This window comes from Microbulbifer maximicatervae (SeqCode) (genome assembly GCF_052467955.1).
Genome location: NZ_CP174329.1, coordinates 2,582,959 through 2,607,175 on the forward strand (window position 1 = coordinate 2,582,959; position 24,217 = coordinate 2,607,175).

Sequence of the window (24,217 nt, forward strand, 5' to 3'; positions counted from 1 at the left end):
TCTCCTAAAAATGTTTTTCTACAGCCTCGTTAAGTGTCATATGAATCAGATCGACTTTATAAATGCACTCCTTAGTTCCTGTGACGATATAGAAGATGATTGGCAGGAACATCTAGATTTCTGGGAAGGAGATATACCAGGGTTTTATAATGATATTTCTGTTATTGTTCATTACATAATAAATAGGTATGTATCGAACCAGTATACGGATTTCGATAAACTATTTAGTGTTGTAGAGAAAGGTGTAATATCTAACGATGAGGAAACTTCGGAGTTGGCAACAATTGGTTTTCTTGAAGGGATACTGTTAGTGGGCTCTCACAGTGGCATAAAGCCGGTACAATTTGAGAAATGGCTTGGTAAAAAATCTAGAGAGTCGATTTATGAACTCAAAGAATTTTTCTCTAAAAACACTTAACAAGCGCATGAATTTCGTTCCAGCCCTACGGGCTTCCACCGGACAGGCAATGCTGCGCATCGCCTGCCGATTATGCGGCCGATTGAGAATGGCTAAGATAATTTTTTACTTAGGGATTTTGATCTTTGTTTACACACTGATAGCAATAGCTACAGGAATTCCTGAGTTAGTGGATTTCGTTCCGCTGAATTGGGTGCAATCTACACTGGAAAATGGCTATTACAAGGTTGTTCCCTCAGATAGCCCTAGTGTTAGCAAGTGGTACACGCTTGGTATTGCCGTCATACTAATTTTGGCTGGCTACTTTGCAGGCGGCCCTAGAAAGAAATAATTTTATTCACAGTGCGAGGTCACGTATAACCAGGCCAGGCAAGATCGCCCAGCCGGAGGCTGGGCTGGACAGCCTACGCTTCGCTTCGGCTGCCCTTGCTGGCAACGTTATGAGCCATCGGTTAGATAATGAAATTCAATCTTATTCCAGCACTCATTTTTGGTTTATTTATTGCGGTACTTAGCCTATATGTTGCTTGGCAGCATAATCCGCAATGTGAGTTTCATTGTGAGGGTACAATTTATTGGGGGGCGTGGCTGCAAATAGGTTTGTCTTGGTTTATTGTCGGCTCGCTTTCGGTATACGGTATTATCTGGTTAATTCGAATTTTTTATAGATTGGTTGGGACTATATGACCAAACAGAAGTCCATCGGGAAATACTCAGTAGGTATCCCCAAAAGGAATGGAGAGCCGGAAAGGGAAGCTAAGGTCAGTGTATCCATTGCAGAAGTAAGATTACAGGGAAAAGGAAAATCAAAACGACCTCTTTCTATTTACGCAGTTTTTGCTAAGGAATTAAGCCCACCAGAAGGCAAAAAAGGTATTGAATGGATGCTGCTGACCGATCTTGCAGTTGAGGACTTTAAGCAAGCGAGGATCATTATTGAGTGGTATCGAAGTCGATGGGAAATTGAAACCTATTTTAGAGTGGTGAAAGGCGGATGCCAGATAGAAAGTAATCGCTTTAGAACCGAGCAGCGAATGCTGAACTGTATTGCAATCTATATGATTATTGGGTGGCGTCTACACTCCATGAAAACACGAGCACGAACGCTTCCTGATACGTCGTGTACGAAATTCTACTCTGAAAAAGAGTGGCGTATGATATGGATAATGCAAGCTAAAACCTCCCCACCCAATGAAGCTCCAAGTATGAGAGATATAACTCGTATGTTGGCAGGACTTGGAGGCTTTCTGGGACGGAATGGCGATGGTGAGCCCGGAGTTAAAACTGTTTGGCGGGGGTACACAAAGCTTCTCCATTATATGGAGGCAGCGGAGGCTTTAAATGGACTTAAATGATGTGTATGAAACACAGGCCGGGCGTTAAGCACCATAGCTGGGGGCATCCCGCATGTTCTCCGGAATCAGTTGATATAGCCACAAGCTTCTCTAAAATTTATTCGGTTAGAACAAAAAGTAATTTAGTTTCCAGTAAGAGCAGTATTCAACACTATCCCAATAATGATAATGGCAAGCCGAACGAGGTTTTTGTAGATATGTCTTTATTTGATGTTGCCTTACAAGGTAAAGGCTATGGCCCAAAATTATGAGACTTCTGTGTGAGGAAGTCGGAAAAGTGAAAATTTTTAACCCTGTATCCCGTTGCTACGTAGCAATCCATGCTTTTATTAAGAAACTTTTGAGCGATTTGATTTTTAAGTTGTAGGTCGAGACAAGTTTGATGAGTCAATAATGGAATTGCATTATGTTCAGTCAATTCTGTGGGTCTTTGTCTACGCTGTTTTCTTTTATATATCCCCCTTCACGAAGAACGAGTAGGGGGATATAAAGCTCTACCTTTGCGATTGTACTCATAATTTAAACATTAAGTTTTTTGTTTACTGGCAGATCGCGAACTCTGGTTCCTGTTGCTGCAAATATTGCGTTGGTCAATGCAGGGGCTACTGGTGGCACACCAGGCTCACCAACGCCTGCTGGAGCAGAACTGGCACTCACTACCGTTACCGAAATATCAGGACACTGCCCCATACGAAGTACAGGGTAATCATGGAAGTTGGACTGCTTAACCTTTCCATCTTCAAAGGCTATCTCTCCCATCATCGCCAAGCTTAAGCCAAAAATCACCGCGCCTTCGGTTTGTGAGACAACTCTATCAGGGTTAACAACAAGTCCAGCATCAATGGCTGCAATTGCTTGCAGTACCTTAAGGTTTGTGTTTTCCACCTCCACCAGTATCGCTATAGCTACATAGCTATTAAAGCTTCGATGAACGGCAAAGCCCCAGCCTTGATTTGACTGGTTAGGTGCAAATTCAGCCATATTCCTTTCAACAATATCAATCACCTGGTGGTAGCGACCAACATCGACTGGGTGACGTGATAGATCCTCTCCGTAGTTTCCGTATTTGAACTGTTGACCGGAAAAGTCGATATGCCTAGGTTGGCCCAACATTTCTTTCCACATCTTTGGGCATGATACTTTGGCATTGTGTGCCAGTTCATCCACGAAACTACCAATACCAAAGGCGTGCTGAATATTACTCACTGAGCGCATCCAGCCGATACGGGTATGCGCCAATGCTTTAACCGCTTCACAACGATGACTTGGCACAGTAAATGGAATGTCGACAAAGCCAAGGTCCAGTTCTCCAGCTGAGGGGTACTCCACGTTCTCGGCAAAGGTAGTGCTAATAGATGGAAAGGCGGTACGTTGTAGTATTGCCGTTGGCATTTGATCGCTATCAAGTTTTGCTTGATAAAATTGGGCACTAATTGCGTGCATGTAGCCGTTTTGGATATCGTCCTCGCGGCTCCAGCTAACTTTAACCGGCCGTCCAAGCTTTTTAGACAATAGTGCCGCTTCCACACTAAAGTCAGGCTTTGACTTCCTTCCAAAGCCGCCCCCTAATAGCGTGACGTTAACTTTCACTTGTTCGTCATTGAGCCCGAGGTTTGCTGCTACATTTTGCTGCGTACTTTGCGGTGTTTGTGTTGATGCCCAGATTTCACAGCCATTTGGTGTAACTGAAGCTACAGCAGCAGGAGCTTCCATCGGTGCGTGGGCCAAATAGGGCACTGTGTATATGGCTTGCTGGGTAGAGTCCTCCGGCCAATCGGTGTTTTCAACTCCTTGTTGGCGAACTAATTTACCAGGCTCCTTGACCCCCTGAATTAACGACTCCATGAAACTTGTGCTGCTGTGGCTATCATTCTTACTGGCAGTCCAAGTTATTTCTAATGCTTTACGCCCTTGCAAGGCACTCCAGGTGTTAGTAGCAATAACTGCTACACCACCTAAAACTTGAAACTTAGGTGGTCCTTCGGGCACAGGTAATTGAATTACATCCACAACCCCGGGAACCTTGCGAGCCAGGGTATCATCTAAACTTTCTACATCACTACCTAGAACCGGGGGCCTGCTTATACTGGCATACAGCATGCCATCTATTTGAATGTCGTAGCCATATCTAGCTCTTCCGGATAGCATATTATCCATGTCGACAATCTTGTGAGATTTGCCGATATGTTTAAAGTCCTTGTTTTCCTTCAGTTTCACGTGGTTCAATTCTGGTATGGGCAGTTTCGCAGCAGCAACTGCTAGCTCTCCATAACTAAAGCTTCTGCCCGACTTTACGTGCACGACTTTATGATTCCTGGCTTCCACTTCTCCGACAGGCACTTGCCATGAGTCTGCTGCAGCTTGTTCCAGCATGGTCCGAGCTATTGCCCCCATTTGTCGCATTTTGTCATAATGCTTACGAATACTGCGTGACCCATCGGTATTCTGGCTTCCATAGCGCTTATCGGCTAACCCTTGAATCACAACGACATGTTGCCAATCAGCCTCAAGCTCATCAGCGAGTATCTGAGGTATCCCGGTTCTAATACCTTGGCCCATCTCTGAACGATGACAGGTAAGATAGACTTTATTGTCTTCGCCAACAGCAACAAACAGGTTTAACCTCGGCTCCTTTCCTTGTGCTATGGCCATCGGACTCCAGCTTATCCCACTTGCACCTAAAGCTAAGCCCCCGCCAGTTGCTCCAAATAGTTTAAGTACATCCCGGCGGCTGAAATTTTTTACGGCTGTAAAGCTACTCATTATTAAGTTCTCTTTTTAGCGGTGTCTTGAATAGCAGCTCGAATTCGTGTGTAGGTACCACAACGGCAAATATTTCCAGCCATGGCAGAGTTAATCTCTTCATCACCTGGTGATGGGTTTTGGGTCAATAGCGCAGCAGCAGTCATAAGCTGGCCAGACTGACAATAGCCACATTGTGGAACGTTATTGTCACTCCATGCTTGCTTCAATTCAGCAAATTGCAGCCCCTCGATGGTAGTTACTTTCTTGCCTTTTGCTTGCGAAACCGTCGTTAAACATGCGCGCGTCGGCGTTCCGTCCAAGTGGATTGTGCAAGCTCCACACAATCCAGCACCGCAGCCATATTTAGTGCCTGTTAATCCAAGCAAATCTCTGATTGCCCACAAAAGTGGCATCTCAGGTGCAACATCCAGTGCGTAACTTTCGTCGTTGATGGTTAAGGTTAACTTCTTATCAGACATTACCCGCTCCTTGATAATCCCGCTAGTAATTGCGTATCGGTGGCGAAATCGCCTCTTTTCGTTAACTGGCTCTGACTTAGAAATCTGTGTATCGCACAGCTAGTTTTACGGAAGTAATTAATTATATTGATACTCTCACTAAAAACTGAAAATAAGCCTAACTGAGATTCTCCACAATCATTTTTTGCCATTTTTCTATGTCAGCTCTACGATCTATATCTATGGCGACACCCTCGATCTCAACAACTGATAAAGCATCAAGATTAGATTTCTTTTTCAATAAGTGCTTTGCGCCCGTATCGCCTGTGAGAGATGCGAGATTAGTAAAATCTGAGGAGTTAAATACTGCAGGTACGCCAAAACTATTTTGATATTGGGCGCAGCAAGTTTGCCCATATGATTGCCACGCAGTGATTAATTGTTGATAATCATCCAAAGTTACGCCTATGTGATCAGCCAAGGCAATTAGTAAACCATCCACCTGAAGGGCCTCTGCTTCGATAACTGCTTCTTTAATAGAGCTTGCAATACCACTTTTCCAGTTAGGGTTAAATCGCCGGTTCACATCGGAAGACAACAAATTATCCAGCTTCTCTTGATGCGCTCCCAGAACTACCAATAACTCTACTTTTAGCCCGGTTGATGTTTTTGTGTTTAGGCTGGTTAGTTTATCAAGCGTTTGCAACAGCAGAGGCTGACTCTTAATCTTCCCATTTGAGTCAATCACATCTACTGTTGCTTGTAATTTTATACCATTAAATCTACGACTTTCTCCGGCAGCGAGCAATGCTACCAGTATCCGTTTTGAAGGTTGTCTAGCTGTCTCCCGGATAAATTTATTCACGTTGCGACCTTGTCTAGAGGTAACAATCTAGCTTGATGCAATACTCCGTGACATTGAGCCAGGATGCTCAAAGCAATGGACTCAGGTAGCTCACCACCTAATGCTAAACCTGCCGGTGCGGAAAAGACACCATAGAAATCACTTACTTTTATCCCCGCTCTATCAAGAACTTTATCACGTCTATGTGGAGGGCCGAGCAGTGCAACATAGTGTAGCTTCGTCAGGCTTACGGCTTGTAACGCCTTCGCATCCAAGTCCAAGTTGTGGTGCATCACAATCGCCGCATCAAACTGACTCAGCAGCGATGTGGTCAGTTGTGAATAGGGTTTCTTTAGAATACTTGCACCAGGGAAATCGTAATGACGGGCAAAACTTGCGCGTTCATCAATCACCGTAATGTGCCAGCCTAGTTCTTGAGCAATTTTGACAACTGGCTGAGCATCTAACCCGCCACCAAAAACAGCAATATGAAAGCGGGGTAGGCAGGGAATAATTAATCTCGGATGCAGAGCATTTGCTTTTCCATTTTGCAGTGACAGCGTAGCTTTGGTAGTGCTATCAATCTGGTAGCCCATTGCTTCTGGGGCAATAACTCTCGCAACAAGATCTCTTGAATTGGTATTTTGAATAGGTAACTCCAGTTCGTAGAAAGCGGAGTTTCCCGAGTTCAAATATTCTAAAAGGCAATGCAACTGAAGATATTGGTTTCTATACGTGAGGGGAAATAAAATTAGTTCTACAATGCCACCACATCCTAATTGATAGCTAGCATCCGACTCATCACTGGCATCGTAAATCACTTTAATCGAAGTATCATACTGAATAGCGCGTTGAGCGTATCGTTTTAAATCGGCCTCTAAGCAACCACCACTGACTAGGCCAATACTCTTACCTAGTGGGTGAAACAACATCATCGCTCCCGCCTTACGATAAGCTGAGCCCTGAACTTTGGTGATTACGGCAAGTACCCAATCATCCTCAGGCGATGCCTGCCATTCACTTAATAGGGCTTCAATATGGTGCGACATAACTCAGTACTCGAATACATGAAAAATGACCTACAAACCTATTTGGAACTTAGTAAGCTGTAAAACACCACAATTTAGCGATACTCCAAGAATGTGAATAAAATGCAAGGTCGTTCCCAGAAAATGCGGCAGTTGTGCTGTTAAGCGCGATAGCTGGAAATTGATGTGTGCTTTCGTCTAATAATGGGCAGCTTCTATAAGGGTAGAATCTGAGGCGAGGCAGTGGAGTTTTTGTCCTAAATGGCTCCTATTCGATTATTTTCTATTTTGACCGCCTCTGAAACAGTGGTGCCAGCTCACTAGCTTGTTCCGAGTCGAATCAGTAGCCTATTTCCTAGTGATACTTTGGGTAAGGAAAAGCTTAGTGCGTAGAGGTTCTTGTAATTGATCTTTGGTAGAAGAGTAGAGCAAGGCAAAAGGGTAATAGATGTAGAATGGAAAATTAGATATTAAGCTGCTAGTGCTGGGAAGCCATTGGTTAAGTCAATATTTATAAGGTTAACTAAACGTTAGTATTGCAATGCCAGGAAAATTCGAGATCCGTATGAAATTCTATCGATAGCCAGTCTTGTTTAAGCGATAAGTAGTGTTTAACTCAAAGGTTGTAACAGATAAGGTTAGAATGCGGTGAATTTTAAGTCCGTTAATCTGTGTTTTTGTGATGTGCCATATAAAGATAAATTGATAAGGATGATTATGAATGTCAAGTCGATTCTCAATTTCCTCATCGCAGGTATAATATTATTTGATGTTTAAATTTGTGCTAAAAATAGCGGTATTTGAAAGTGTAGAGTATTAAAGGTGTTGAATTGTCTATTTCGCCGTATCGTGAAGTTTTTTGGTTTTGGTTATGTAGTTGACGGGGAGTGTTTGTGAAATTTACACAAAGTTTATTGGTTAAGTATTGCCTTGTTTTACTTTTCCTTTTCTACAGTGCGGTAACTCTGGCACAGAACAATAAAATAGATTATTTGGACATTTTGATTCTTGATGGAAAAGTTATCGATGGTTCAGGTAATCCATGGATAAAGCAATATGTAGGAATGGTCGATGACAAGATAGTCTTTGTAGGGAACGCTGATAGTCTTAGGAGCAAGGCTAAATTAACCATTAATGCTGAGGGGTTATATGTTACTCCTGGGTTTGTTGACATGCATAGTCATGCAGATCTCAATGGCCCGCAGGGTAAAAAATTTTACCCCAGATATTTCAGGGCGTGACCTCGGTAATTGTTGGTATAGATGGAATTGGAAAGTATGATGTTCTAGAGTAATATAAAATCGCTATGGTTCCCTGAGAATTAGTTTATTAGGAAAACACATTGCTACTCGCCTATGAATAGATAGTTGGCTACGGTTGACCCGAGGGTGAGCCTTGCTTATATTAATTCGGATTTTGATTGGCAGTGTGTTTTCTACAGCAGTGGTAATTGGAAGGTCAGATTTGAATTGGTACTTGTAAGTATTTACCGGCTTAAATTATAGCTCGGGCTTTTTGCCATTTAGTCAGGGTTGGCTAATTCAGAAATCCAACCTCAGGTAAGTTAGCTTCCGAGTAAGGGAAGTTTTTCACCAATGTCTTTTAGCTATACCTCCATGCGAGCAGAGATTTCTCTCAATATAGGCGATAGTTTTGAGCTTTGAATTTTCGCAAGGTCCACTACGTAGCCTTGCAAAGCCTATATCGTCACCTATGTCTCCACTATAATATCTGTTTCATCTACTAAGCTCTATACCCCTTTAAAAGAGCATGGTTTTTCATACTTCATTTCGACGGCTTTTTGCTCGCGATATTGGCCGAGTAATGAGATACCTATTCCGGACATAATAATGATACCCCCAATGATTTGAGCGAAGTTGGGAACCTCTTGCAGGATAAGAAAGGCGAAGAAAGTACCGGCTACGGGGGTAATGGCTGTCGCGATAGAGATATCAGCAGAGCTGGCTCCTCCTTGGAGTCCTTTAAACCAGGTGATCTGCCCAAAGACAATAATGATTGCTCCGTATACAAGCATCCATACCCAGAGGAAAGGAGAGAAAAGGTCGTCAAAGTGGTGGGGGCCAAATACAGAGAGGACAATAATCGAAAACAGTATCACCCCTGCAAGCATACGAAAAACTGAGAACACGCCAATAGGGACGCGATCAAGCAGTTTCCGGCTTGCCTGAACCGCAATGACCCCTAAGAGTGTAGCTAAAGCGGTTAAAATTTCTCCAGCTTTGGGGAGGTCTTGAAGAAATTGGTTCATGGCTGGATTTCCAAGATTAAGCATTTTCATACTCATTGGATCGTCCATCGGGGGTTGGTGTAGGGCAAAAATTGCAATAACACCAACCGTTACCACAAGGGCGCCCACTATTGAGAACACGGTAGGCCTCTCCCGGAACATCAGAAAAGCGAACAAAAGCCCCAAGGGAGCATCTAGAGTTGCAATTAAAACGACATTGGTCACTTCTGTGAGCATCAGAGCAATAAAGAAGAAGGCGGGGGCAAGAACTCCAGACATCAAAATAAGCACGAACATGTAAAACCAGTCTTTGAAAGGATACTGCTTTAAGATGCTGAGGCGCCAATCTTTTCTATAGATAATTAAAAGGGTGATACCCGCCAAGAGATTTCCAGCGAACAAGAGGTTGCAAAAAGAGATAGGGTTGTTTCCATTAATAGGGTGGCTGGCACCTAGCTCCCCGATTTTCGCAACGACCGCGTTGGAGGCAGCAAAAATAAGAATTGAAATCCATAACCAAAATCGAGTACTTTTTACGGAGGGCTGATTTTCCATCTCATATCCCTTGAGCGCTATGGTAAGCCTTAATGAGTTTACCTCTCCCAAAGCAAATTGCGCCTTTACTATCTGGTTGTTAGGGGGAGCTAACTCTGATCTGGGTTAGTTTAGACCAAATCCAATAGTTGTCTGGAAAAGAGAATTTCATTGTATATAACGATATTGGAGTTTTGTATCTAGAATGGGGACGTTGGTAGGTATTATCTTTGTTTTAGCAACTTGCTGGATAGAGTGTGTCTATGCAATTCATCCTGAGTATATGGGAGTAAAATCTTTACCTACTTTACTAACAATGAAGTTCTATAAGCTCACCGTATGGTGAATTAGATTGCGCATTTACTGCTTTATTGGCATGTTACTATTAGGTATAAATATAGTGATAATACCTCAACGCAATGTATCTTTTCTTAGGTGTCATTCCATTTTTACTTGATCCTGTTAATGCCTAATTTACTTGTGATTAGAGTGTCTAAACTGAATTTTCCAGGGCCTGTAATTATTAGCCATATGAATAAAATAATATATAAAACTTGAGGTAAATAAAGAAACCAGCTCATCCAATCTAATGGTCCAATATCTTTAGGGATGACACTTTCTATTTCAACGGTAGTAATGGCAACAATCATTACAAAAGACAGGACGACGGCGACAAGTGTTGACAGTAGGCCTACCATTAAAAGTAACCCTCCGAAGAACTCCACAGAAGCTAAAAAAAATGCCATAAATTCATGAAAGGGAACTCCTATTTCACTCATTAAGTTTATAAGATCTGCATGCCTCTCAGGGATAAATAGCTTGTTGTATCCTGATACTGAAAAAAATAATCCCAGTGATACTCGCGTAATTAAAATAGGTAACCACTCCCATCCGGGATTGCCGACAAGTATTTTTTTAATTAGAGGAGAGGATTTTGTAAGCATCTTTACGCTCCAGTAGGGTGTTTTTTGCGCCTTACCTTGGATGGCCTCTATTTTTCATATAGTTACATATTGTTTATATTTCTGTGTTGTATATGAGTAAGATCTAATTGAATAGCTGAATCAGTCATTGTTACTGTACTTTTGTAAATTCTGGAGGGGTTGAGGTTTTACCGATAACAGTCGGTATAGTAGACATCCCTTTATTAACAAGCAAAGATAATGAAAGCGATGCTTTACATGACAGTAATTCATTCCTCATTCCAAACGAACCATTTGGGTTCGTGCTCACGCTGAATTACCACGAGCTAGCGAGATATTTAAAACAAAAGATACGATATCCAGATAACTAAAACATATTAGCTTACTTACACGCCAGGGCAAGCGAATTGATACTTGACCATAGTAATTACGCCAATTAGATAGTCCTCGGCCATTTGGTTAGCTTACTAACCATATTTGGTAGGAGCGTAAGATTACTTTATATAGCTGGCCAATATCTACTGATCATTGTCGGTTAAGGGAGCTTATAAGGACTCAAAATTGTTTTATAAAATGTTGGATGTTAATGGAGGAGCTGAATAGTATTCATTACTAATTGATTTACTTGCTGAGTATTGAAAAAACCCTAAGCTTGAAATTGGGGCCTATTGGTGACAGGCCGGCTACCGTTACATGTTTTTGAGTTTCTTTCTAGATATCTTATAGTGATATATGCCGTTAATATCACCCAAAATTTGTATTTATACCAACTCATTAAGTGCTTTTTCATTCTATCCGTAGTGGCATCTATACCATAAGAGCTTAAGTCCACAGTAATGAGATATGTGTGTCTTTTGATAGGACATACCTAGAAGATTTTCTTGTTCGGAACAGAGGCTATCAACCTGTAAAAAGTTATAATCTGCAAGCCCGGCTATAGAGTCTTGTATTCATTTGTTAACAAGCTTTTCTGAAGTAGGGTATCATCATGTTGTTAAAGGTGAGTGGGGTGGAAAGGAATCTGTACATGAGGAAAGCTAGCGGTTTTTCTGGAGGTTCTTGACAAGAAGGCAGTTCACTTGCTGGATTTTTCATGTGTTAGATGTACATGACTTCGCTATCGTCTCACAGTTACGATGACAGAATAGCTGTAGTTATCACAGCGTTGGCAAACAAGGATTGAGGTAATATTTAAGTTGGAAGACAGAATTATTGGATCTCTCGTAGGGTTAGCTTGCGGAGATGCTGTAGGTACTACGCTGGAGTTTGAGGTACGAGGTACGTTCGAGCCAATTAAAGATATGGTTGGAGGCGGCCCTTTTAGGCTACAACGTGGAGAATGGACAGATGACACATCTATGGCTCTTTGCCTTGCTCATAGCCTCTTAAGCAAACTCGACTTTGATCCAGAAGACCAAATGAATCGCTACTGTAATTGGTATCAATACGGGTATATGAGTAGTAACGGACGATGTTTTGATATCGGAATTACAGTATCCAAGTCCTTAGAGTAATACCTTCAAACTAGAGACCCATTTTCTGGAAGTATAGATATACGGTCATCTGGGAATGGATCGCTAATGAGGCTGGCACCAATACCTATTTTCTTCAGTAAGAGCGAAGAGCTTTGTATCAAATATGCTGGAGAAAGCTCAAGGACAACACATGGGTCTTATCTTTGCATAAGCTCTTGCCGGATGCTTTCACTATTGATTTATCGAGCTTTTAGAGCGGGAAGTAAAGATGAAGTTTTTGATGGGTTAGATCCAGCTGATTATTGCGAGGAACTTCGATCACTAACCAACAAGGATTTCTCCGCACTTGGCTATAAGGAGATAAATGGCAGTGGATATGTGATAGAGAGTTTGATTGCGGCTGCTTGGTGCTTTTATCATGGAAATAGTTTTCGCGAGTGTATCCTTTTGGCTGCAAATCTCGGTAATGATGCGGATACAACTGCGGCTATTTGCGGGCAGATGGCGGGTGCTTTTTATGGGTACTCCAACATTCCAGTTAATTGGCGAGAGGGGATTGTAATGTCAGCTGAGATAAGAAAGTTGGCGATTGACCTATATCATGCAGGTAGGACCATCTAACCAGTATATAAATCTCGTTTTAGCCACTTGTTTGGCTTTCAACGGGGCTGCGACATACTGTACGTTATGCTAATGATGGTGGGGTGAGTACGGTAAATACACTTATATGCTGCTACCTAAAAGGGTAGTGGCGCTTCCTTAGAGTTTGGCCCTCTATTCGGCTTGATGCTTTGGATAATCGACTACCCGCTTTTCATTCCGTGTAGCTCCTTCCTTTGCGGGAGGAGTGAGAATTGAGGGCATGAATGCCTATCTTGACTTGATTGCCATTCGCTTTTAGGAAGAGAAACCTAGTTGTTTATCACTGAAACTCTGGATATGAGTGTTCATTCTTTGAAGAGTGCCTTGGGAATTGGCTCTTGTGGACTGAATAAGCTGGAGGTGCGGAGGTGGACAGTTTGGTAGCCTTTAGAATTATAGAGAAGCGTGATATATATTCGCTGCTTGTGAGAGAACTGTTATATTTTAGAAGTAGATTAAGGAGTATTAATGTGGACGGAAATATCTATGAACAGCCCACATCTGAGCTTGAACGAAACCTAGTATTTTGTAGAGACTGCGGGTCCCAGATTTCAAGAACGGCACCCTCTTGCCCAAGTTGCGGTGCGGCTCAGCAGGTAGGCGGCAAAGGAAAAGTGGCTGCAGGATTGCTGGCTATATTCTTAGGTGGCTTTGGTATTCATCGATTCTACCTAGGGCAGTGGTGGGGATTGTTCTATCTTCTATTCTGCTGGACGGGAATTCCAGGACTAATCTCCTTTATCGAAGGAATTGTGTTCTTATGCACGTCTGACGAGAAGTGGTTAGATAAATATGGGCATAAAAATGGAGGTTCTGCATTAGTTTTAGTGCTTATACTCTTCTTTGTAGTAATACCTGTAATTGGAATCTTAGCTGCGGTTTCAATTCCTGCATATCAAGACTATGTTGAGCGCGCTCAGCAACAACAATTAGAATCTCGTTAGCTTTTAATAACTTAATGACGGTCTCTCTTAGTGGAGTCGTCATTAATGCTCAATGGGGTAACATAAATAAGCTTAGACCTTGAGGTACACTTTTTTAGAACCTTAAATTCCTATAGGATTCAACGCTTGGGGTCTAAGATAATTTAATGAAAAATTTCCAACACTTTGGCTTACTCTGTGAGCGCTCAGTAAAATACAGTTAAGAACAGTATTACATTAAGCATATGGCAGTAAATGTGAAGATCACAACTAGAGATGAACTTGTTGATTTTGTAAATCAAGGCAATAGGGTGAAGTATATCTTTTTCTGGGGGCACCAGGAAAAAGGAAGTCAAGTATCAAAAAGCTGTTTTAGTCAGTGGTATGAGTCAAAGTTCGTAGAAGATGGAAATAGATTTATCACTGCAGAGCATTAGATGATGTACCATAAGGCGAAGTTATTTGGTGACGACAGTGCGTGCAAGAAAGTTTGATCCTACCCACCAAAGACGGACACTCTCTTAAGCGATAAACTACGCAGCAGAGGTGCCCTATGACACGATCAAGTAAATCAACCAAAACCACTCGTAAAAAATACTCAGAGGAATATAGAAAAGATGCCCTAGCACTGGCGGTCAAGGTAGGGGTAAGCGTTGCCGCTAAACAGCTTGGGTTACATCCTTCCCAGATTTACGGATGGCGAAGCAAGGCTAAGTTACATCAGAGCCGAGGGGATGCCGAGAGAGAGCTGGCCACAGAGAATGCTCGCCTTAAGCGGCAGCTGGCTGAGCAGGCAGAGGAGCTGGCGATCTTAAAAAAGGCCGCAGCGTACTTTGCAAAGAGCCTGAAATGAGGTACGCCTTCATGCTAAAGCACAGGCATAAGTTCAGCATCAAAGCGATGGCTAAGGTATTGAGCGTATCTCGCAGTGGGTTTTACGATTGGGTGTCAAGATCGGCCGATCAATCCAAGCGCCAGCAGTACCAAATGGAGCTTGATGGTTTGGTACAGCAGCGCTTTATAGCCAGTAAAGAACGTAGTGGCGCCCCTCGCCTGACGAGGGAATTGGCCAGTGAGGGGAGTAAATATAATCAAAAAACAGTTGCTGCCAGCATGCGTCGACAGGGCCTACGGGCTAAAGCCGCCAAGAGATATAAAGCCACAACCTACTCAAAACATGGTCTGCCAGTGGCCCCAAATCTGCTCGAGCAGAACTTCAATACTGAAGCGCCGAATCAGAAATGGGTCGGGGATATTACCTACCTACGAACAGAAGAGGGTTGGTTATATCTGGCTGTAGTGATAGACCTATATAGTCGGCTGGTTATTGGTTGGGCGATGTCAGAAACGATGACAGCTACATTGGTCTGTGACGCCCTTCAAATGGCTTTATGGCGACGTAAGAAACCTACAAATGTTATCGTGCATACTGACAGGGGAAGCCAATATTGCTCTAAAGATTATCAATCTTTAATTACAGCTTATGATCTGCGGTGCAGCATGAGCGCCAAAGGTAACTGCTATGATAACGCCTGCGCAGAAACGTTCTTCCACTCACTTAAGGTAGAAGTAATCCATGGTAACCGCTTTCCTACAAGGTGCCTCATGCGGGAAACCGTATTTGAGTATATAGAAATAGACTACAATCGAAATCGCTTACACAGCGCCAATGGCTATCTCAGCCCTGAGGCGTTTGAGGAACAACTAGTCGCTTAGTGGTGTGTCCGTTGTTGGTGGGTAGGATCAATCTTCTGCTATCCGATATCCTTATCACCGTGAGAAAAATCTATAGAGGAGGATTATATCCAAGTGCTTTTAAGTGCTCGGCAGGCTCGCCGCGCGAGGATGAGTTTTATCATCTCAAACTTGGTCGTAAGGCAATTTACGCGCTAGAGCACCGGCTTAGGGAGTTATACTCTCGTGGGCTTGGCAATCAGTGGACTCCTTAAAGAAGTTATTAATGCTATAAATAATTTTGAGTAACTATATTGTGGTGAATTAATCTCGCGATAGATAGAATTAATGAGGGGCTTTCTTCTCAACTTGGAGATATTCTGATCCTACCCACCAACAACGGACACACCACTAAGCGACTAGTTGTTCCTCAAACGCCTCAGGGCTGAGATAGCCATTGGCGCTGTGTAAGCGATTTCGATTGTAGTCTATTTCTATATACTCAAATACGGTTTCCCGCATGAGGCACCTTGTAGGAAAGCGGTTACCATGGATTACTTCTACCTTAAGTGAGTGGAAGAACGTTTCTGCGCAGGCGTTATCATAGCAGTTACCTTTGGCGCTCATGCTGCACCGCAGATCATAAGCTGTAATTAAAGATTGATAATCTTTAGAGCAATATTGGCTTCCCCTGTCAGTATGCACGATAACATTTGTAGGTTTCTTACGTCGCCATAAAGCCATTTGAAGGGCGTCACAGACCAATGTAGCTGTCATCGTTTCTGACATCGCCCAACCAATAACCAGCCGACTATATAGGTCTATCACTACAGCCAGATATAACCAACCCTCTTCTGTTCGTAGGTAGGTAATATCCCCGACCCATTTCTGATTCGGCGCTTCAGTATTGAAGTTCTGCTCGAGCAGATTTGGGGCCACTGGCAGACCATGTTTTGAGTAGGTTGTGGCTTTATATCTCTTGGCGGCTTTAGCCCGTAGGCCCTGTCGACGCATGCTGGCAGCAACTGTTTTTTGATTATATTTACTCCCCTCACTGGCCAATTCCCTCGTCAGGCGAGGGGCGCCACTACGTTCTTTACTGGCTATAAAGCGCTGCTGTACCAAACCATCAAGCTCCATTTGGTACTGCTGGCGCTTGGATTGATCGGCCGATCTTGACACCCAATCGTAAAACCCACTGCGAGATACGCTCAATACCTTAGCCATCGCTTTGATGCTGAACTTATGCCTGTGCTTTAGCATGAAGGCGTACCTCATTTCAGGCTCTTTGCAAAGTACGCTGCGGCCTTTTTTAAGATCGCCAGCTCCTCTGCCTGCTCAGCCAGCTGCCGCTTAAGGCGAGCATTCTCTGTGGCCAGCTCTCTCTCGGCATCCCCTCGGCTCTGATGTAACTTAGCCTTGCTTCGCCATCCGTAAATCTGGGAAGGATGTAACCCAAGCTGTTTAGCGGCAACGCTTACCCCTACCTTGACCGCCAGTGCTAGGGCATCTTTTCTATATTCCTCTGAGTATTTTTTACGAGTGGTTTTGGTTGATTTACTTGATCGTGTCATAGGGCACCTCTGCTGCGTAGTTTATCGCTTAAGAGAGTGTCCGTCTTTGGTGGGTAGGATCATTCCGAAGGGTGCAGCACAAAGTTCGCTCCTTGGTGCAGTAGTGAATACTGCAGTAGTAAGTTCTGTGAAGTCATATGATACGATTAAGAGTGGAGCTAATTTAATGACTATTGCAAAACAAACTGGGATGAGAATAGAGAATTCTGGTGGTCCCTGTGTTGTGACATATAAAGGTAATTAACTTATGAAATGTTCTTTGTTTTTAATGGCAATACTAGTTTTGGCTAGGGAAGATAAGGAGTTTCGAGATTTGATAACCTCACATGAAAACAATCTCGCTTTTATGTACAACCTGCTTGAAAAAGGAATAGATCCAAATAGAGAGGCACAGTTATACACTAATTTACTAGTTGGTTGGATTTCTTTTGCATCTGTTGCTGTTAAATACAGCATTCAATCAGATATGCTAACACCTCGTAGAGTATGCGAAATGACTCAGCTGATGGATATGACGTATCCAAAGTTGTTGAATTCCCCAAAAGGCGTATATCCGATACAAATGGTTTCTTACGCACATAAATCCGCTATTTCTGCGATGAAGTTGATCACTTCAGAGTATCGCATCGATTGCGAGGAATACTTCAAAGTAAAAACAAATCTTAAAGGACGACTGGGAGAGCTTAAAGAGCACGGAGATTCTTGATTTTGCCTTAATTATAATAATGTGCACAAAAGGAAACAGCAGCATTAGATATCTACTTTTCATAACAAATTCCTTTTCTAAGCGGACTTGAAGTTGATCTTGTGGACATCCATAGATAAAGGTAGGGGGCCAGCTGAGGCGCAGGTACCCCCTTTGGCGACTGGTTTTCATAAATTGGTACTAACGCGTAATGAAAGACCAAGTATTATGCCTCGGATTTGAAAATTAAGGTTTTAGGCAAAATCTGAAAGGAATGAAGGCGGTTGGAGAGAGTTAGAATTAGCAGGGTGTTGCAGAAAGGTAGCGTTGGAAGTTGCTGATACTTTGTACCCTGTGTTTCCCGACCTTGATGCAAGCTTGTGGTATAGTCTCTGCTGATCCAGCAGGTCATTAAAACGGTATTCAAAATTACGACTGAGATACAACCAGTGTTTTGGTGGTATACCTAGGTGTTCGAGTATGGGGGGCGTTCTCATTAATGGAGCCGCACTTTCTGGGATCTAAATATCGACCGCTCCAGCCCGCTAGTTCCAGGTAGTGCTCCAATTGAAAGGGTAACCCCTTACGCATGTTCGCCTCCTTCAAATGGCAGTAGGTCTTTGGGCTGCTCACCTGTGGTTGCAACATGAATACACTGTAGAATGGAAGTGTGACTGGAATCTTTCGGGGTTTTGCCATTTTGGCTCGGATAGGATTGAGATCGACGTAGGTCATGTAGGCGGCAAGGGCTCTCTCATCCGTCGAAGCTTGGGACTTAAAGCACCCCTCGGAAAAGCGACCTGTACACTTCTCTTCTGCATTGGCCTGGCGAGCAATAGGTTCGTTAGAGCGATAAGCTCGTTGAGCTTTTCCATTTCACTGTGATCAAGGGGGTGACCTTGATCACAGCGTTGAGCCAGTATTGATGTACTAAAAAACTCGCTGCCAGAGATGAATGACTTTAGTATCGGACCAAGCTTTGGCTGTATTTGAGTCAATATAGAGTACGATATGGTAATGATTACTCATTACTACATAGGCTGCAATATCAAGGGCGAAAATGGCAGTTTTTACATTCCGACCTCAATCCAGTGACGTCGATACTCATAGTTTTTCCCAAGCTGAACATCTTTTCGGCAAAGAAATGCCCTATGTAAACAGCGAGAGACGCAGGGATAGTAGGGTATTGCATCAAGAGATATCTGTGAGCATCGAGATAGGGTCATGGAATTAGGTGAGGTGGCTGTTTTTGTATCCAGTACTTTGAGGAAGTCCCTACATTATGTCAATGAATTTGACATTTAAATATACTTCTTTGATGGGTGTCCGGAAATAGGGTTTAAACTATATCTGATCTGGCTTAGCCTTCAAGGCTCACGAGTTATTCCTAAGGATTGCCTTATTTTATATATTGTTTCTCGTTTAAGCTACGCGAGGCCCCTGGGATTTCATCCAAGCTGTTCCTCCACAATATCATTACAACTCCCTCAGATCATATCTTGGCCGGGAGAGGTGCCGGCGCTATCAGAAGAACCCTCCCGGACTAACGGCACTTATTATCCGAAACGAAGGGCGATTGGTCGGGAATAAAATCGAGTAAAAGATACTCAACAACACCGTCGGATGTTATGTAATCGAGTTCCGCTACACGATGACAGTCAGCTTTAGTTCCTTGTTTATATTTTATGCTCATTATTTATATCCTGAATAAACTATATACTCGACTTAATCTAACCTAACAGTTAACTTAAGTTCCCTTGACTATCGTATCAAATAACGGAGTCATAAGTAATGCACCTGCAGGACTCAAATGGTGATTATCGCTAAAGTATGAAACCTCGCCATTAGAAAATAGGCAGGTATTTTCTGGGCATAGAATCTGGTGAGGTAACATCAGTTGGTCACCCAATCTACTATGTAGGTAGTTAACAACGTCAAGATAATCTTCATTAAATTTTTCAATTCCTACAAAGAAATGCTTTGGATTATAGATTCCCATAGCCAACTTTCGGCTTTCAATAGATGGAAAATTATAGCCAGGTATTTGAATCGGCCCTAATACATACACTATCTTACCAGCTTTCTCCAATCGATTGACAAAGCTAATCGTAGCCTCAGCCAAGGCTTCCCTGGCTTTTCTACTGACAAGGCTACCTTCAGAGCTAATATATCTATTAGAATGCCAAGTTTGTGCGATAATTACCTTCTGTATTTCCTTAGTAGAAACAATAGCTTCATAGTTCTTTTTTGCTTTTCTCAAACAATCTTGACTTAGATTGACTCTAAGTGTTGGCAAGCAGCTATTTAAAGGGACAATTAGACCTTTCTCATCAATACTGTTTAATGCATTAACAAAAGCTGGACCATACATTTGTGCATGAGAATTACCCAAAAGTACTGTTGAATAGGGTTGCTTATTATCACCTGCGACTAAACAAGCTCTAGAGGCACCAAAAGGTAAGTATTCTCTAACCCCACAACGAAAGTTAGAGCTTATCGATTCCGAAAAACTATTTGCTAATGGAGGGTGACGCTTAGGAAATCCATTAAAGCTAAAAATTAGTGCGGTCGATGCGACGATCAAGATATATAACAGGGCAATCAATAGTATGGAAAGTTTATCAGGATATTTGTTGCGAAAAGGAATTTCAATAAATTTCCAGGTCAAAGCTGAAGCAAGGCATGTAAATAAGAATCCTAATATCAATACATAATTACTAGGTGGATCAACATAAACATATTTAATGATAGAGATAACTGGCCAGTGCCACAAATACATGGAATATGAAATAAGGCCTATAAAACGAATTGCTGATAAAGTTAAGATACAATATAACAAACTTTGCGAACCAATGGGTTGATACAACATTAGTCCTGCCCCTGTCGTTATCAAAATAGCTGGAATAATCGAGTTTTCGGGATATGAATACGCGACTATGATCATCCCAAACCCCAGGTAAGATAGCAGAATATTTATGTTTTTATTTTGCTGTGGGTTTCTATAAGCTAATAGAGCAACTAGGACGCCAATTGCAAGCTGCCAGATTCGTGTGGGTGTAAGAAAAAAAGCAGGATTTTCACCCCCGATAGAAAGAATGAATATATTTAGGCTGATGGATGTCAATATAACTAAGCAAGCTAAGATTATATAAAACTTCTTATTTTTGGATAATTTGGTTAGCATTAATAGCGTGCAAGGGAAAACAAGATAAAATTGCTCTTCGATACTCAAGGACCAAGAATGTAATAAAGGCTTCAGTTCATCACTAGCACCAAAATAACCACCTGAGCGCCAAAAGTATATATTGGAAACAAAAAATAAGCTTGTTAGCAGGCTTGTAGATAATCTGATTAAATCTGAAGAGATGAAAAAAATCAGACCAGAAATTAACACAAAAAGGAATACGACCAATGCGGCCGGTAAAATTCTCCTAATTCGTCGGATGTAAAAGTGAGCTAAATTGAAACTCCCTTTATCGGCATCTTTCATTATCAGCCCGGTGATCAAATATCCAGAGATCACAAAAAAAAGATCTACCCCCAAGTAACCCAGAGGCAGTGTGGCCGGATGATAGTGAAAGATAATTACGGGAGCAACAGCCAAGAATCTTAATCCGTCAATTTCTTTTCTGTATTCATGCATTAGAAGAATATTCTCATCTATAAGGAGTTAGAATATAAAGCAATTCCCGGTTAATGTTTTCAAGGGTAGAGAGAAATAAAGTCATATTGGTAAGTAGTTAGTTTTTTCTCGCCAAATAGGTAGTAGTTAACCCTTAGGCCCAAATGCAACGTTTACGCTATAAGGCAAGCCCTAAGTCAGACAATCCACAGCTAACTTCAAATAATATAATAGTATCACCAATCTTTCAAAGTCGGCTCATTTAGTAACGACCGGTAACCATCTCCCATATTTTAGCTCAAAACCTGGTTTCAAGCCGATCCTTGGCATACGCTTGAAGTAGTTGTGTATTAAAATCGTTAATTGTTTCCATGCCAGTATGAGTTCTAGAATTAACGTAGAGGGTTAAGAGCGTTCAATCACAGAGTTGCTTAATACTTTCCTTTCTAATATCACGTATCTTGGAAGTCGTCCAACATAAAAATCTTTATTGCCAAAAATTAGTAAAAAGTTGGAGGAAGGAAAAGTTGTTGTTGATTCAGATGATATTCATCCTAATAAAATTTCACGAAAAACTGAAGATTAAGTGGAATACTGTAATGTCAGATGCTATGCATAGCAGGGTTGTTTTTGTAACATTCATCATTTGTCAGTTTGCTTGCGAGTCAGTCCAAAAAATGTTCTGCTGGAACTTATGGGCGTGAATAAAGGAAATAGGATTTAAATCGATCAGCTGAGATTTATATCTGATGTACTCAATATGTCTATCAGTGATCTACGCATAACATTAAATAGGCCGACTTGAGTCAAGCTAATTACTCGCGACGGTCGAGATCTGTACCGGTTAACAAAAATGCCCTTGCAGAGCGTGCTTTATGGGGCGTTAGTAACAGAATAGCTTCTATTATAATAATTGGAGTCATAATTAGCTCACCTGCCTCCTCCCAAAGGGGGCACGTACTATTCGTGAATAATCATTGTTAGCCCTTGAATGGTATGGCTTTCGCTCCGGCCCCGACTGACTATAAATACACCCTAAAAATTCAAATATAACCATACTGAAATAACGGTGACACTAGTTTATCAAGGTTAAACACAGTAGAAGGGTGACTTGTTCATCTGGTGGTTCATGCGAAAAACAAGCTAATTTAAATGGGTATATTATGTTTTTGATGTATTTCTTTGGCATTTCATTTTTTGCAGCTGGAGAGTTGTTGGTTTTATAGTTCTCCGCATGGATCAATAGTATATGATATCTTTTCTTAGCTTGGTGAGGGATCTAAGATAGTATGAAAATTTTGGCTCGTATTTAAATGCATATAGAAATCAATATTTATCTGATGTGGATTTATAGGCTGCAACATTAAATGAGAATTTAAGCCAGTTTCACAGTAAGCATATATGTATTGAATGTTAAGTTAGAATAAGGGAGGTTTCAATGGATGTTAACTTTCTCTAAGGAAGACCCTCTTCTAATTTTAAGACCTATTACATTTATGTTATTTCTAGTAGTTTCGGTGAAGCTAATTGAGCCGCTGATCATTGCGACCTAGGGCCGCATCGAGGTGAGAGTCTGGAGATACTTTATGGTAAAGTGGATAGATACTTTGAATATCTATTCAGCAGCTTCGTAAGATTCCTTTTCAATCAATTCACCATCTAATGTTTCACTGCCACCACGATAGCGCATAGTCATTTGGCCGGTAGCAATTAAAGTTCCTTCACTGTCGTATACCTCTGTATATGAATAGAATATCTTTCGTCCAGTACTCGTTAGCTTACCTATCGCAGTAAGTTGATTGGTCTTTGCCTGACCGGTGAAGTTTGCTGTTAAAGACAGTGTAAGGGCTCTACGACGGCGGTTGGGGTGGGGGCAGTAGAGGCCGCAGTAAGAGCCAGCGATATCGATTAATGTTGTAATAAAACCACCGTGGGGTACACCGTGGGTATTCAGATGTTCCGGTTGTACTTCTACGCTGATTGCAACATGGCCTTCCTGCCAATTATCTATGGTTACACCTAGATGGTCATTGAACGGGGGTTGTTTCTTGTTCTGCCAATTCATCTAATTTCACCTTAGAAAGTAAGTTTATGATGGGTTGCTACAATTTGTTTTCTGAGTTGAAAGGTAGACTGTGAGCAATCCTGCACTGATAACGATCAGCGTCCCCACCAGTGCAATAGTGTTAGGTAAGTGCTGCCAAATGAGCCAACCTAGAAGTCCGGCAATAACCACACCAAAGTAACTGATTGGCGACACCACGCTGGGTTTTGCATAGCCATATGCTTTGGTGTACAGCCAGATAGCCAAGAGTACTGAGACGCCGTTAAAAATAAGATAGGGGAGTGTCCATAAAGGTATTGGTTCCCAATAATAGATACCCAGGGGCAGGCTGCATGCAAACGAGATTAATACGTAGTAAAACAATATAAGGCTGGGCCGGTCGGTACGGGACAAAATTCGTGTTCCGACCATAGAGGCAGCCAGGGTAAGCCCAGAAATCAGGCCGAACCCATGGCCGCTACTAATACCGTCTACGTTGGGTTGAAGAATCAAGGTGATCCCCAGTAAGCCCAGTAAGATTGGTAGCCAGTGGGTTATGGGGATCTGTGCTCGAGCCCAAAGCCAGGCAATAAGGGGAACAAAAATGGGAGCTGCATTACGCAATAGTCCCGCTTCCATTAGTGAAATTTTGCTTAGGGCAGAAAAATATGTGAAAAAGCATAACCACCCTGCAAAACCGCGTATTAGGTGGGTTCTCCAGTGTTGGGTGGTAAGGTGTCGAGGTGTTTGTCGCACTAGCCATGGGGTTAGCAGTATCAGGCAGATACTGTATTGGCTGAGCGTAATTAATGGCACGGGGACAGCGGTAGACACCCATTTGCTGGCTGCGGCCGCTGTACTTGCTACCAGCGCGGTAGCCAATGCAAAACCAATGCCCTTCCAGTTTTGGATATCCGTGCGGAGTGGCTGACTTGGTGGGGATTGTACTTCGACTAAGGCATCAGGCCTACTCATGGTGACACAACTTCTTTATTTGGCTGCAGCGGGTAAAGTGGGAAGCCAGT

18 protein-coding genes and 1 pseudogene are annotated in these 24,217 nt (G+C 42.3%); 8 read left to right on the forward strand and 11 right to left on the reverse strand.

The features are described 5' to 3' along the window. Nucleotides 1-40: 40 nt before the first annotated feature. From ACJJI5_RS11190 to ACJJI5_RS11200, 3 genes are all read left to right on the forward strand, one after another. Complete coding sequence (locus tag ACJJI5_RS11190) at nt 41-418, forward strand: DUF7674 family protein (protein WP_445356290.1); 378 nt, start codon at nt 41-43, stop codon at nt 416-418. Then, nucleotides 384-749: a hypothetical protein gene (locus ACJJI5_RS11195; RefSeq protein WP_445356291.1), complete on the forward strand. Its 366-nt coding sequence runs from the start codon at nt 384-386 to the stop codon at nt 747-749. The genes ACJJI5_RS11190 and ACJJI5_RS11195 overlap by 35 nt, the downstream gene beginning before the upstream one ends. 352 nt (nt 750-1,101) lie before the next feature. After that, the gene (locus tag ACJJI5_RS11200) at nt 1,102-1,773 is read left to right on the forward strand and encodes an IS4 family transposase (protein ID WP_445356292.1); all 672 of its coding nucleotides are present in this window, start codon (nt 1,102-1,104) and stop codon (nt 1,771-1,773) included. A gap of 519 nt (nt 1,774-2,292) precedes the next feature. Here the strand turns inward: ACJJI5_RS11200 and ACJJI5_RS11205 are convergent. The 4 genes from ACJJI5_RS11205 to ACJJI5_RS11220 all read right to left on the reverse strand — a co-directional run bounded on the left by ACJJI5_RS11205 (nt 2,293) and on the right by ACJJI5_RS11220 (nt 6,869). Beyond that, on the reverse strand, nt 2,293-4,536 hold the full coding sequence (locus tag ACJJI5_RS11205; RefSeq protein WP_445354022.1) for a xanthine dehydrogenase family protein molybdopterin-binding subunit: 2,244 nt from the start codon (nt 4,534-4,536) through the stop codon (nt 2,293-2,295). Between the two features lie 2 nt (nt 4,537-4,538). Next, entirely contained in the window at nt 4,539-4,997 is a 459-nt protein-coding gene (locus tag ACJJI5_RS11210) for a (2Fe-2S)-binding protein (protein ID WP_444897053.1), read from the reverse strand. 157 nt (nt 4,998-5,154) lie between these two features. Next, complete coding sequence (locus ACJJI5_RS11215) at nt 5,155-5,841, reverse strand: nucleotidyltransferase family protein (protein ID WP_444897054.1); 687 nt, start codon at nt 5,839-5,841, stop codon at nt 5,155-5,157. Beyond that, the gene (locus ACJJI5_RS11220; protein ID WP_444897055.1) at nt 5,838-6,869 is read right to left on the reverse strand and encodes an XdhC family protein; all 1,032 of its coding nucleotides are present in this window, start codon (nt 6,867-6,869) and stop codon (nt 5,838-5,840) included. Before ACJJI5_RS11220 ends, ACJJI5_RS11215 begins: the two co-directional genes overlap by 4 nt. An 872-nt stretch (nt 6,870-7,741) precedes the next feature. Between ACJJI5_RS11220 and ACJJI5_RS11225 the strand changes: the two genes are divergently transcribed. Continuing rightward, nucleotides 7,742-8,089 carry a hypothetical protein gene (locus ACJJI5_RS11225; RefSeq protein WP_444897056.1) on the forward strand — a complete coding sequence of 116 codons (348 nt, stop codon included), beginning with the start codon at nt 7,742-7,744 and terminating at the stop codon, nt 8,087-8,089. A gap of 509 nt (nt 8,090-8,598) precedes the next feature. On the opposite strand, the gene ACJJI5_RS11230 is transcribed toward ACJJI5_RS11225, so the two are convergent. Both ACJJI5_RS11230 and ACJJI5_RS11235 read right to left on the reverse strand, forming a co-directional pair. Continuing rightward, nucleotides 8,599-9,651: a DMT family transporter gene (locus ACJJI5_RS11230; protein ID WP_444897057.1), complete on the reverse strand. Its 1,053-nt coding sequence runs from the start codon at nt 9,649-9,651 to the stop codon at nt 8,599-8,601. A 428-nt stretch (nt 9,652-10,079) separates the two neighbouring features. After that, entirely contained in the window at nt 10,080-10,574 is a 495-nt protein-coding gene (locus ACJJI5_RS11235; protein WP_444897058.1) for a DoxX family protein, read from the reverse strand. A gap of 1,175 nt (nt 10,575-11,749) precedes the next feature. Here ACJJI5_RS11235 and ACJJI5_RS11240 point away from each other — a divergent pair. From ACJJI5_RS11240 to ACJJI5_RS11250, 3 genes and pseudogenes are all read left to right on the forward strand, one after another. Next, a pseudogene (locus ACJJI5_RS11240) lies at nt 11,750-12,649 on the forward strand (ADP-ribosylglycohydrolase family protein). 389 nt (nt 12,650-13,038) lie between these two features. Continuing rightward, nucleotides 13,039-13,614: an NINE protein gene (locus ACJJI5_RS11245; RefSeq protein WP_445354023.1), complete on the forward strand. Its 576-nt coding sequence runs from the start codon at nt 13,039-13,041 to the stop codon at nt 13,612-13,614. Between the two features lie 532 nt (nt 13,615-14,146). Further along, a protein-coding gene (locus ACJJI5_RS11250; RefSeq protein ID WP_444897071.1) for an IS3 family transposase occupies nt 14,147-15,309 on the forward strand; the annotation gives its coding sequence in 2 pieces (ribosomal slippage) (nt 14,147-14,405 and nt 14,405-15,309; 1,164 coding nt in all). 369 nt (nt 15,310-15,678) lie between these two features. Here ACJJI5_RS11250 and ACJJI5_RS11255 read toward each other — a convergent pair. Continuing rightward, a protein-coding gene (locus tag ACJJI5_RS11255) for an IS3 family transposase (RefSeq protein WP_444897071.1) occupies nt 15,679-16,841 on the reverse strand; the annotation gives its coding sequence in 2 pieces (ribosomal slippage) (nt 15,679-16,583 and nt 16,583-16,841; 1,164 coding nt in all). 247 nt (nt 16,842-17,088) lie between these two features. Between ACJJI5_RS11255 and ACJJI5_RS11260 the strand changes: the two genes are divergently transcribed. After that, nucleotides 17,089-17,547 (forward strand): hypothetical protein, encoded by a 459-nt coding sequence (locus tag ACJJI5_RS11260; protein ID WP_445354024.1) that lies wholly within the window; start codon nt 17,089-17,091, stop codon nt 17,545-17,547. Between the two features lie 408 nt (nt 17,548-17,955). Here ACJJI5_RS11260 and ACJJI5_RS11265 read toward each other — a convergent pair whose 3' ends face one another. From ACJJI5_RS11265 to ACJJI5_RS11280, 4 genes are all read right to left on the reverse strand, one after another. Then, nucleotides 17,956-18,117 (reverse strand): hypothetical protein, encoded by a 162-nt coding sequence (locus ACJJI5_RS11265; RefSeq protein ID WP_445354025.1) that lies wholly within the window; start codon nt 18,115-18,117, stop codon nt 17,956-17,958. Nucleotides 18,118-19,273: 1,156 nt separating this feature from the next. Then, nucleotides 19,274-21,169 (reverse strand): acyltransferase family protein, encoded by a 1,896-nt coding sequence (locus tag ACJJI5_RS11270; RefSeq protein ID WP_445354026.1) that lies wholly within the window; start codon nt 21,167-21,169, stop codon nt 19,274-19,276. A gap of 1,594 nt (nt 21,170-22,763) precedes the next feature. After that, nucleotides 22,764-23,213 (reverse strand): PaaI family thioesterase, encoded by a 450-nt coding sequence (locus ACJJI5_RS11275; RefSeq protein WP_445354027.1) that lies wholly within the window; start codon nt 23,211-23,213, stop codon nt 22,764-22,766. Between the two features lie 24 nt (nt 23,214-23,237). Continuing rightward, nucleotides 23,238-24,167, reverse strand: coding sequence for a DMT family transporter (locus ACJJI5_RS11280; protein ID WP_445354028.1), 930 nt, complete (start codon nt 24,165-24,167; stop codon nt 23,238-23,240). Between the last annotated feature and the right edge of the window lie 50 nt (nt 24,168-24,217).